The 11,074-nt window shown below is 64.4% G+C and carries 11 protein-coding genes; 4 read left to right on the top strand and 7 right to left on the bottom strand.

Annotation, left to right across the window (positions count from 1 at the left end):
- Positions 1–235: 235 nt before the first annotated feature.
- From VW23_RS00935 to VW23_RS00925, 3 genes are all read right to left on the bottom strand, one after another.
- Positions 236–925 carry an amino acid ABC transporter permease gene (locus tag VW23_RS00935; protein ID WP_069907724.1) on the bottom strand — a complete coding sequence of 230 codons (690 nt, stop codon included), beginning with the start codon at positions 923–925 and terminating at the stop codon, positions 236–238.
- 1 nt (position 926) lies between these two features.
- Entirely contained in the window at positions 927–1,592 is a 666-nt protein-coding gene (locus VW23_RS00930) for an amino acid ABC transporter permease (protein WP_069907723.1), read from the bottom strand.
- A 69-nt stretch (positions 1,593–1,661) separates the two neighbouring features.
- Complete coding sequence (locus tag VW23_RS00925; protein WP_069907722.1) at positions 1,662–2,462, bottom strand: transporter substrate-binding domain-containing protein; 801 nt, start codon at positions 2,460–2,462, stop codon at positions 1,662–1,664.
- Positions 2,463–2,800: 338 nt separating this feature from the next.
- Here VW23_RS00925 and VW23_RS00920 point away from each other — a divergent pair, with 338 nt between their 5' ends.
- The gene (locus VW23_RS00920; protein WP_069907721.1) at positions 2,801–3,127 is read left to right on the top strand and encodes an NIPSNAP family protein; all 327 of its coding nucleotides are present in this window, start codon (positions 2,801–2,803) and stop codon (positions 3,125–3,127) included.
- Positions 3,128–3,328: 201 nt separating this feature from the next.
- Here VW23_RS00920 and melA read toward each other — a convergent pair whose 3' ends face one another.
- The 4 genes from melA to VW23_RS00900 form a co-directional block, all read right to left on the bottom strand.
- The gene (gene melA, locus VW23_RS00915) at positions 3,329–4,645 is read right to left on the bottom strand and encodes an alpha-glucosidase/alpha-galactosidase (protein ID WP_069907720.1); all 1,317 of its coding nucleotides are present in this window, start codon (positions 4,643–4,645) and stop codon (positions 3,329–3,331) included.
- A gap of 62 nt (positions 4,646–4,707) precedes the next feature.
- Complete coding sequence (locus VW23_RS00910; RefSeq protein WP_084645408.1) at positions 4,708–5,583, bottom strand: carbohydrate ABC transporter permease; 876 nt, start codon at positions 5,581–5,583, stop codon at positions 4,708–4,710.
- The gene (locus tag VW23_RS00905; protein ID WP_069907719.1) at positions 5,580–6,470 is read right to left on the bottom strand and encodes a carbohydrate ABC transporter permease; all 891 of its coding nucleotides are present in this window, start codon (positions 6,468–6,470) and stop codon (positions 5,580–5,582) included. The genes VW23_RS00910 and VW23_RS00905 overlap by 4 nt, the downstream gene beginning before the upstream one ends.
- A gap of 89 nt (positions 6,471–6,559) precedes the next feature.
- Positions 6,560–7,813, bottom strand: coding sequence for an ABC transporter substrate-binding protein (locus tag VW23_RS00900; protein WP_069907718.1), 1,254 nt, complete (start codon positions 7,811–7,813; stop codon positions 6,560–6,562).
- 173 nt (positions 7,814–7,986) lie between these two features.
- Between VW23_RS00900 and VW23_RS00895 the strand changes: the two genes are divergently transcribed.
- From VW23_RS00895 to VW23_RS00885, 3 genes are all read left to right on the top strand, one after another.
- A complete protein-coding gene (locus VW23_RS00895; RefSeq protein WP_084645405.1) occupies positions 7,987–8,910 on the top strand; it encodes a helix-turn-helix domain-containing protein in 924 nt (307 codons plus the stop codon).
- Between the two features lie 100 nt (positions 8,911–9,010).
- Positions 9,011–10,147 carry an alpha-D-ribose 1-methylphosphonate 5-triphosphate diphosphatase gene (locus tag VW23_RS00890; protein ID WP_069907717.1) on the top strand — a complete coding sequence of 379 codons (1,137 nt, stop codon included), beginning with the start codon at positions 9,011–9,013 and terminating at the stop codon, positions 10,145–10,147.
- A 67-nt stretch (positions 10,148–10,214) separates the two neighbouring features.
- Positions 10,215–11,018: an alpha/beta fold hydrolase gene (locus tag VW23_RS00885; protein ID WP_069907716.1), complete on the top strand. Its 804-nt coding sequence runs from the start codon at positions 10,215–10,217 to the stop codon at positions 11,016–11,018.
- The last annotated feature ends 56 nt before the right edge of the window (positions 11,019–11,074 follow it).

Raw genomic sequence — 11,074 nt, 5'->3', positions numbered from 1 at the left:
TCGCCTCGCATGTCCAGCGCGACGCCTTCCTCTACGCTTTCGTCGATAGCTACAACAAAACCCGCCTCAGGTGCCTCGACTACAAGGCACCAGCCGAGGCCCTCGCCAACCTCACGGGACACAACACGTAGGCGGGGACCCAGTGCGATCCCTCAGCGTCAACGGATGATGCGGCATCCCACTAGGTTCCCGCCTTCGCGGGAATGACGCCGGTGGGTTGGGCAATTGGTGACGATCAACTCGCGAGCAGCAGCGGCTTCTTCATCTTCACCTGCAGCCCCTGCCCGACCTTGCGCTCGAGGTAGCCGGCATAGAGCGACAGCGGCCAGCACAGCATGAAGTAGATCAGCGACACCGTGCCGAACACCAGCACCGGCTGGAAGGTGACGGTGTTCACCTGCGTGGCGGCGCGGGCCAATTCGGTGAGGCCGATCAGCGAGGCGACCGAGGTGGTCTTCACGATCTGCACCATGAAGCCGACGGTGGGCGGCAGCATCAGCCGCACCGCCTGCGGCAGGATCACCAGCCGAAGCGTTGGCAGGAAGCGGAAGCCGAGCGCGGTCGAGGCCTCCCACTGGCCCTTGGGCACCGCATCGATCGAGCCGCGGAAGATTTCGCCGAAGAAGGCGCCGCCATTGAGCGAGAAGGTGATAGCGGCGGCGGCCCAGGGGTCGGGCCGGAAGCCGAGCAGCGACGAGCCGTAATAGGCCATGAACAGCTGGATCAGGATCGGCGTGCCCATGAAGAACTGGATATAGCCGGCCGCCAGCCAGCGCAACGGAGGCAACGGGGCGACGCGCAGCGCCGCGACGGCGAGGCCGATCACCCCGCCGCCGGCAAAGGCGATCAGCGCGAGGAGAATGGTCCAGCGCGTCGCCATGATCAGGAACATCAGCTCGTTGGGGCCGAAATCGCGGAGGCTCATTTCAGCTCTTCCAGCGGAACAACAGGCGGCCGATGCCGGCGAAGATCAGGCTCGCCGCCTGCACCAGGACGAAATAGATCACCGCGATGACGATGTAGACCTCGAAGCTGCGGAAGGTCTCCATCACCAGGTTGTTGGCGATGGCGGTGAGTTCTTCGGCGGCAATGGCGCCGACGATCGAGGTGCCCATCAGTTGCAGGATGAACTGCGCCGAGAGCGCCGGATAGACGGCGCGGACCGCCGGCACCAGAACGACATGACGGATGATGCGGTAGCTGCTGAGCCCCAGCGACTTTGCCGCCTCGATCTGGCCCACCGGCACCGACTGCACGCCGGCGCGGAGGATCTCGGTGGCGTAGGCTCCGAGGTGAATGGAGAGCGCGAAGATCGCCGCGGTGCTGCTCGAGAATTTCAGCCCGATCAGCGGCAGCGTGAAGAAGACAAAGTAGAGCTGGATCAGCAGCGGCGTGTTGCGGATCAGCTCGACATAAGCGGCGATCGGCCAGGATACCCAGCGCGGCCCGAAGCTGCGGCCGATAGCCCCAAGCGTGCCGATGATGGTGCCGAACAGGATCGACAGCACGGCGAGCTGGATCGTCTGCCCGACGCCGACGAGCAGCCGGTCGAGATGGATGAGGACCGGTCCGAATTGCAGGGCCGTTTGCATGCGCGTCCTGTCGAAGTCGATGAAGTTGGCGGGGCCGCTGTGTCGGCCCCGCCCACGAGATGAGCGCGATCAGAAGACCGGCAGGGCCGGCAGCGGCTGGTTGCGGTACTTCATCGACAGCGCCTCGAGCACGCCATCGGTCTTCTGGGTGAACAGCCAGGTGTTGATCCACTGGCGCAGGTTGTCGTTACCCTTGGCGACGCCGATGCCGAAATAGAAGGTCTTGAGAATGTACTTCTGCTCGAAGTCGTCGCCGTTCTGCGCCTTCTTCAGGTAGATCTCGCCGTAATCGCCGCCGCCCATGGCGTCGATCTGGCCCGAGACCATGGCCTGCAACAGCGACGAGTAATCGTCGAAGCGCAGGATCTCGATGCCCGGGTTGGCTTCGGCGGCCGCGGTCAACAGGCCATCTTCACCGGTGCCGCGGGTCAGGCCCACCTTCTTGCCGACGAGATCGGCGTGGCTCTTGATCGCCGTGCTCTTGGGCGCGATCACCACTGCCGACTGGCCGGCATAGGGGATCGAATAGTCGATCTGGATGGCGCGGGCCGGGGTGATCGAGAAAATCGAGATCACCACGTCGACCTGCTTGGTGAGCAGCGACGGAATGCGGCCCGGTGAAGTGACGGTGACGAATTCCACCGGCACGCCCAGCGCCTCGCCCATCTTGTTGGCGACTTCGATGTCGAAGCCGGTCGGCTTCAGGTCGGCATCGAGGAAGCCGTAGGGTGGCGTGGTGGTATCCACGGCAACGATCAGCTTGCCGCGCGCAATGATTTCATCGACGGTCTGCGCCGTAGCGGCGACCGGCAGCATGGCGCAGAGCGCCAGTGCCAGCGCGGCCAAAACGAGCTTCAATCTATTTGGCATGTGTTCCCTCCCAGATGCCCAAAAGCGCCAAGTCGTCCCCGTCGTCCGGTGGCGCAGAGCCGCCGACGGCGCAGTCACGTGTCCCGACGATCGATATCGAGCCCTCTACTCCGCCCCTCAGCGAAGCATCCTCCGACGGACTTCGTCCGTTTCTTATAATGGTATGCTATTATAATCTTTGTGAGGCGTCTATGCTGCTAACGGCTGTACAAATGCATAGCTGAGGTTGTGCAAACTGCACGACCGGGCGAACACTGATACCGGTACCAGCGTTTGTCAACTGGCACTGATTTCGGCTAACTGCGGCGGGCGCGGAGAACCGGCGCCGAGGAGCGAGCATGATCTACGAGTTGCGCATCTACACCACCCTGCCCGGCAAAATGGCCGACCTGCAGCGGCGGTTCGAGGACCACACGCTTGGGATCTGGAAGCGGCATGGCATCGAGCAGGCCGGGTTCTGGACCACGGCGATCGGCAACTCGAACAACGACCTCACCTACATGCTGCGCTGGAACTCTCTGGCCGAGCGCGAGACCAGGTGGGCGGCGTTCATGGCTGACCCGGAGTGGCAGGCGGCACGCAAGGCGTCGGAAGAGAACGGACCGCTGCTCGCCAATGTGTCGAGCCAGCTGCTGACGCCGACGAGTTTTTCTAGTGTGAAGTAGGACCCAGTCCTTTCCTGACCCACCGGTCGTCATCCCGACGAAAGTCGGGACCTATTGCTCGGGCGGTTGGGCAAACTGTGGTCGTGCCGGTCCATCACGGCAGGGTCGGAGGGATCGAGCTCGTCGAGCACTCTGCGCACTGGGCCCCGGCGTTCGCCGGGGTGACGGCCGGTGGAGTGGAGGGGACCAAGAAAGCCCCCCTCACCGATATACCGGCAACCAATTGCCGTGCGCTTCGATCAACCGGTCGACCAGGCTCCAGATTTCGTCGAGCGACAGTTCTGCAGCAGTGTGCGGATCGAGCATCGCCGCGTGGTAGATGTGCTCGCGCTTGCCGGTCACGGCCGCGGCGACGGTCTGGCGCTGGACGTTGATCGAGAGCTGCATGATCGAGGCCAGGTGATCGGGGATACGGCCGATGCGGGTGGGCTGGATGCCGTTGCGGTCGACGTGGCAGGGCACTTCCACCACCGCGTCATCAGGCAGGTTCTCGATCAGCCCACGATTGGGGACGTTGCCGTAGATCAGGCCGTTCTCGCCCGTGGTGAGTGAGCGGATGATGCCGGCAGCGTACTCGTTGGATTGTTCCACTTCGAGCGGTGCGTCGCCTTCGAGGTCGTGGCGCAGCTGGTGCCATTCGGCGATCTGTTCTTCGCAGCGATAGAGATACTCGCCGAGCCGGAGGTTGTACTTTTCGAGCAGGTCCTGGCGGCCGCGCTTCAGGAACCACGAGTTGTATTCGGAGAAGTGCACACTCGACTCGGTGACGAAGTGGCCGACCCGCTTCAACAGGTCGAAGCGCACCCGATCGTCATCAGGGATCGGGCCGTGCTGGGCGATGGCCTTCAGCCGCGGATAGAGATCCTCGAATTCGCCGTCGGGCAGCACCTTGCCGAACTTCAGGTAGAAGGCGACGTGGTTGATGCCGGCGCAGAGATAGCTGAGGTCGGCGGGGTTCTCGCCCAGCAGCTCGGCCAGTTGGTGCGAAGTTTCCTGCACCGAGTGGCAGAGGCCGACGGTCTTGATATGCGGGAACTGCTCCTTGATGGCCCAGCAGTTGATGGCCATCGGGTTGACGTATTGCAGCAGCGTTGCGTTCGGGCAGACCTCCTCCATGTCGCGGCAGATGTCGAACAGCACCGGAATGGTGCGGAGGCCGCGGAAGATGCCGCCAATGCCGAGCGTGTCGCCGATGGTCTGGTTGAGCCCAAAGCTGTCGGGCACTTCGAAATCGGTGACGGTCGCCGGCTTGTAGCCACCCACCTGCATCATCAGGATGACGAAATCGGCATCGCGCAGCGCCTCGCGACGGTTAGCTGTCGCCTCGACCTTGAGGTTGCTGAGCCCCAGGGTCTGGCCGATGCGGTTGGCGACGACGTAGGAGGTGGAGAGCCGGGTTTCGTCGATATCGTGGAGGCTGATGGTGGCGTTCTGGAGTGCCGGATTGGAGAGCACGTCGCCGAGAATGGACTGGGCGAAGACCGTGCTGCCGGCGCCGATGAGACAGATTTTGAGCATGCGTTTTTCCTTGATCGTCAAGCGATGCCGAGGGGGTGGTTGGTTACGGATGAGGTCAGGGGTTACTTGATGCCGGTCGCGGCGAACCCCTGGATGAACTGCTTCTGGGCGAAGAAGAACGCCACGATGATCGGGGCGATCGAGATGATCACCGCGGCCATCATCAGCGCCCATTGCGCGCGATAGAGCCGCTGGAACAGTGCCAGCCCGACCGGCAGCGTGGTCTTTTCGAGGTCGGACGGCAGGTAGATCAGCGCGCTGAACAGGTCGTTCCACGAACTCATGAAAGCGAAGATGGCGAGAGCGGCGAGCGCGGGCTTGGCCAGGGGCAGGTAGATGGACCAGTAGATCCGGAACAGGCTCGCCCCATCGAGCCGGGCCGCTTCGAGCAGCTCCAGCGGGATGGTGCGGAAATACTGGCGTAGCAGGAACACGCCGAAAGCGCCGCCGAGGAAGCTCGGCAGATAGAGCGGTACATCGGTGCCGTAGAGCCCGAAGGTTTTGAAGATGATGAACTGCGGGATCACCGTCATCTGGTAGGGCACCATCAGCGTCGCAAGCAGCACGAGGAACAACAGGTCCCGGCCTTTGAAGCGGACGATGGCGAAGACGAAGGCGCCCATCGAGCAGGTGACCACCTGGCCGATGGTCGAGAGCGCGGCGATGCGGAACGAGTTCCAGACCAGGTGCTGGAACTCCATCAGTTCCCAGGCCTTGCCGAAATTCTCGAAGGTGATCTGGCGCGGGATCAGGTCGCGGGTGAACTGGTCGGCCGCCGGCTTCAGCGCCGTCGACACCATCCAGACGAACGGCGCGACCATCAGCACCCCACCGGCGATGAGCACGAGATAAAACCAGAGGTTCTCGCGCAGGTGCTTGGCGAGGAAGGCGGTGGTTGGCAGTTCGGTGGCCGGGGCCGAGGCGGTGACGGCGCTCATCCCTGTTGCCCCCAGCGCTTGTTGAGCCGCGAGTAGATCAGCGTCAGGCCGAGCACGATCACCGCCAGCACCACCGACTGGGCCGAGGCATTGCCCATGCGGAAATAGTTGAAGCCCTCGCGGTAGATGTTGAACACCAGCATGGGCAGGCTCGAGCCGCCATTGCCGGTCTGGGTGAGGATGTAGACGTAGTCGAAGGCCTGGAAGGCGTGGATGGTGCACAGCACCGCCTGGAAGAAGATCGAGGGCAGCAGCATCGGTATGGTGACCGCAAGAAACTGCTGGAAACGGCTGGCGCCATCGATGGTCGCGGCTTCGTAGACATCGCGCGGAATGGCCTGCAGGCCGCCGAGGAAGATGATCATCCCCTCGCCGATGGCGCCCCAGACGTTGACGATCACCACCGAATAGAGCGCCATATCGGAGCCGAGCCAGTGCACCGGATCGCCGCCGAACGTGGTGATGATGGCGTTCAGCACGCCCTTGTCCTTGGAGTAGATCCAGGTCCAGACCAGCCCCACCGCGGTGGGCGACGTGACCACCGGAATGAAGTAGATCAGCCGGAACAGGCTGACGCCGCGGATGCGCTGGTTGAGCAGCACCGCCACCACCAGCGAGATCGACAGCGTCGCCGGCACGTAAATGACGGAGAACAGAGCGGTGTTGCCGAGCGCCTTGAGGAAATTGCGGTTCTCGGGCAGCGCCAGGTAGTTATCGAAGCCGACCCATTTGGCCGGGCTCAAGAGGTCCCATTGAAACAGGCTGATGCCGATAGTGGCGGCGATCGAGCCGAAGGCGCCGAGGGCGAGGCCGAGCAAGGTCGGCAGCAGCAGCACGATCACCCAGAAGCGCTCGGCGCCGCGCGGCGATACTCCGATCTGCGACATCTCAGTTGCCCTCGCCCTGCCCATCAGCATCGTGAGACTAACCCGGGCGGCCGGCAAGCCGGTGGAGGTCGCCCGGGTCCCCTGGCGGGTTACTGGTTGTTGGCGAGCGCCGCGTCGGCGTTGGGCACGATCTCGGCGAGCGCGTCGTCGATGCTCATCTCACCGGTCCACACCAGCGCCAGCGTGTCGCCGACAGCGGCCGACCATTCCTCGTAGCCGCGGAAGCTCGGCTTGGTGTGGGCGTAGGCCAGTGCATCAAGGAATACCTTGTGGCTACCGCGCGCCTTCTGCTCGAGAAACACCGGGCTGTTGGCCACCTTGTCGATCACCGGGATGGCGAAGCCGAGTTCGGTGAGCTTCGATTGGCCTTTCTCGCTGATGACGAACTGCACGAACTTCCAGGCCGCATCCGGGTTGGGCGTCGTAGCGCTGACGACGATGCCGGCGCTGTTGACCAGCGTGGCGCGACCCGCCGGGCCCTTGGGGAACGGCGCCACGTCCCACTCGAAGGCGAGCTCGGAATAGGCCGGCACCACCCAGTGGCCGGAAAAGGTCATTGCCGCAACGCCGGCGAGAAAGCCGTCGCTGCCATAGCTTTCGAGGTCTTCCTGGCTCATCACCGAGCCATCGTTCAGGCGGAAATCGGCGAGGAACTTCCAGGCGTCGGTCGCCGGGGCGTCACCGAGCGTGGTCTTCTTGAAATCCGTGCTGATCGGCGCGCCGCCAAAGCTGTAGACCACCGGGCCCCACATGGGTTCCATGTCCCAGAGCTCAGTGCCGAGCCCCCACTGGTCGGTCTGGCCGTCGCCATCCTTGTCGATGGTCAGTTTTTTGGCGGCAGCGCGGAGGTCGTCGAGGGTCCAGCTGTCATCGGGATAGGCCACGCCGGCAGCGTCGAACATAGCCTTGTTGTAGAACAAGACGATCGTCTGGAAGTCGCGCGGCAGGCCGAAGGTGCCGGCGCTCAGCTGATAGGCGGCGAGCGGGCCGGGATAGACGCCATTGAGCGTCTCGGGGGCGGCCGCGAGATAGGGCGAGAGATCGAGCAGGCTGCCGCGCGACTGCCAGTCCGGGTAAAGCGGCGCATCCATGGCGAAGACGTCGGGCGGGTTGCCGCCGACGGTGGTCACCCGCAGTTTGTCCCAGTAGCTGTCCCAGTCGGAGACCTCGACCTTCACCTTGATGTCGGGGTTGGCGGCCTCGAACTCGTCGACGATCGCCTCCCACACGGCGATCTCCGGTGGATCGCCCCACATCATGTAAGTGAGGTTTGTCTCGGCGAAGCTCGCCGTCGCCGACAATGCGAGCGCGCTGAACGCGGTCGCCGAAAGCAGTGCCTTCATGGTGCTACCCTCCATCTGATCCCTGTGGCCGAAGAGCGCTTTCCCTCTCGCTCTCAGGCCGTCGAGGCACTGTCCGGCAAAGCGGGCGCGTAATCTTCCGAAATTTCGGTGTTATTCTTCCGGAAAAGTAGCGATTGTGACGGTTGTCGTTGCGGGCATCAGGGAGGGACGCCATGCCGAACGCACTGCGCACCACTCCCAGCGACGTGCCGATGTCCGACAACAATGAAGAGATCCTCAGGCACGAGTTCTGCGTCGAGACGCATCTCGCCGACGCCATGCCCGAGAGCCACTGGCACGACCATATCGAGCTGAACTACCTGTGGTCGGGGCAGCTCACCTACCTGATCAACGGGCGCCGGCTGGTGTTGAATGCCGGAGAGCTGGCGATCTTCTGGGCGGCGACGCCGCACCAGGTGGTGGCAGTCGAGGAGCAGCAACGGTTCAGCTGCGCCTATATGCCGTTGTCGTTCTTCCTCAGCCTGCCGCTCGAGCCCGGTTTCCGCCAGGCCATTCTCGATGGCGAGGTGTTCTACAGCCACGAGCACGACGAGGGTGACCGGCACATGTTCGCGCGCTGGACGCGCGAGTGGCAGGATGCCGACACGGCGCGCCGGCATATCCTCGAGGAGGAGGTGCGGCTGAGGGTGCGGCGCCTCTCGTGGTCGCAATCGATCGCCCGGGCCGGTGGACGCGCTCCGGCACCGGCGATGTCGCCCTCGGGTCACCGCGCCGTGGCGATGGCCGAGCGGATGACGCGCTTCATCCACGATCATCTCGACACACCGGTCAGCGTGCGCGACGTGGTGGCGGCATCGGGGCTGCATGCCACCAATGCCGGGGCGGCGTTCCAGAAGGTGCTGGGCATGTCGATCGGCGAGTATATCCGCCGACATCGGCTGCAACACGCGATGCGGCTGTTGGTCGATACCGACATGGAGATCGCCGAGGTGGCGTTCGAGTGCGGCTACACCTCGCTGGCCCGGCTCTATGACGCATTCCAGAAACGACTGGGCAAGACGCCGCGGCACTATCGGCTGGAGTTCCATGAGGGGCGCGGTGCGGCGAAACGGGAAACGGCGCGGCTCGTTCTTTGACGTCAATTCGTCATGGACATGTCATATCACGCCTCGATTTTCGCCCTCCCCCGCGCGGCTGAGTCGCTGCCGCGCCGCCCGCCAGCCCGGAATAACGCCCGTGAACACCACCTTCAGGAATGCCCGCCTCGTCTTGCCCGACGCTGTGATCGAGGGAGAGCTCGGCATCGCCGAAGGCCAAATCACAGCTGTCGGCGAGGCGAGCGGTGGCGCCGAGATCGATCTCGAAGGCGACCTGCTGCTGCCCGGGCTGATCGACCTCCATACCGACAATATGGAGCACCACTTCCAGCCGCGGCCGGGCGTGCGCTGGCCGTCGACGCTCAGCGCCGTGCTGGCGCATGACTGGCAGATGCTGGGCGGCGGCGTCACCACGGTGCTCGATGCGCTGTCGCTGGGCGACTATGACAGCGGCGGGGCGCGCACGGCGATGCTCGACGCGGCGATTACCGGGCTGACCGAAGCGCGCGACGCCGGGCTGGTGAAGGCCAACCACTACCTGCATTTCCGCTGTGAGCTTTCGGACCCGGCGCTGCTCGGCATCGTCGAGCGCCATATCGACAATCCGGCGCTGCGCCTGCTCAGCGTGATGGACCACACGCCTGGACAGCGCCAGTGGCACAACACCCAGCTCTATCGCGAATTCCGCCGCAAGAAGAACTCACAGGTGTGGACCGACGAGGAGTTCGACGCCTATCTCGCCGACCGCCGGGCCGACCAGACCACCTATGTGGTGCCGGGCCGCGCCGCGATCGGCGCGCTGGGCCGGGCGCGCAACCTCCGCATCGCCAGCCATGACGACACGTCCATCGCCGATGTCGAGGAATCCTACGCCGACGGCATCGCGATCAGCGAGTTTCCGACCACGCTGGTGGCGGCGCAGCGGGCGCGCGAACTGAAGATGCAGATCGTCATGGGGGCGCCCAACGTTGTGCTCGGCCGCTCGCACTCGGGCAATGCCAGCGCCGCCAGCCTTGCCGATGCCGGGCTGCTCGACCTGCTCACCTCGGACTATGTGCCGGCGAGCCTGCTGCACGCGCCGTTTATCCTCGCCGGACGCGGCATGCCGCTGCATGAGGCGATCGCCAAGGTCACCGCCAATGCCGCCGATGCCATCGGCATGGCCGATCGCGGCCGGCTGACGCCCGGCCTCAGGGCCGATCTGCTGCGGGTGCGGCTGGTCGGCGACCAGCCGGTGATCCGCGGCATCTGGGTCGGCGGAAAACAGCTCGCGTGAAATGTCGAACGGACCTTAGCCCGCTCGACCAGTTGCGTTGCCAACCGGAAACGAGCAAGCAGGGACCATGACGTTCAACGATGACGAACTGAAGCATTTCGAGGATGTGGGCGCCGAGCTGCCGTCGGGCGGTGTCTCGGCTTATGTGGAGAATGATGGGGCGCAGATCTGGCATGCCAGTTTCGGCTCCGGCACGCCGGTGATCCTCTTGCATGGCGGACTTGGCAATGCCGGCAACTGGCAGCACCAGGTGCAGCCGCTGCTCGATGCCGGCCACCAGGTGGTGGTGGTCGACAGCCGCGGCCATGGTCGCAGCTCGCGTGACGAGCGCCCCTACAGCTACGAGCTGATGGCGACCGACGTCTTCGCGGTGATGGACGCACTGGGGCTCAAGCGGGCGGCCGTCGTCGGCTGGAGCGACGGGGCGGTGATCGGCCTGATCATGGCCGACAAGGCGCCGGAGCGGGTGAGCAGGCTGTTCTACTTCGCCTGTAATGTGGACGACAGCGGCACCTACCCGTTCGAAATGACGCCGGTGATCGGCCGTTGTTTCAACCGGCACGTGAAGGACTATGCGCGGCTGTCAGCGACGCCCGATGCGTTCCAGGGGTTTGCCGATGCGGTTGGGCTGATGCAGCGGACACAGCCGAACTATTCGGCGGCTCAGCTCGAGGGGATCCGGGTGCCGGTGACGGTTGCGCAGAGCGAGAATGAGGAATTCATCCGGCCCGAGCATGCGGCATATCTGGCGCGGACGATTCCGGGGGCCGAGCTGGTGCTGCTGCCTGGCGTGAGCCACTTTGCGCCGTTGCAGCGGCCTGAGGTGTTCAACGCGCAGGTGTTGAGGTTTCTCGGTCGCGTTGGTGCCTAGCCCCGACGGTCCAGTCGTCGCCTCCCTCCCCCTTGAGGGGAGGGATTGAGGGAGGG

Source organism: Devosia insulae DS-56 (assembly GCF_000970465.2).
Classification (GTDB): Bacteria; Pseudomonadota; Alphaproteobacteria; order Rhizobiales; family Devosiaceae; genus Devosia_A; species Devosia_A insulae.
Note: the sequence above shows the minus strand (reverse complement) of the source record. Positions and strands in the feature narration are given on the sequence as shown.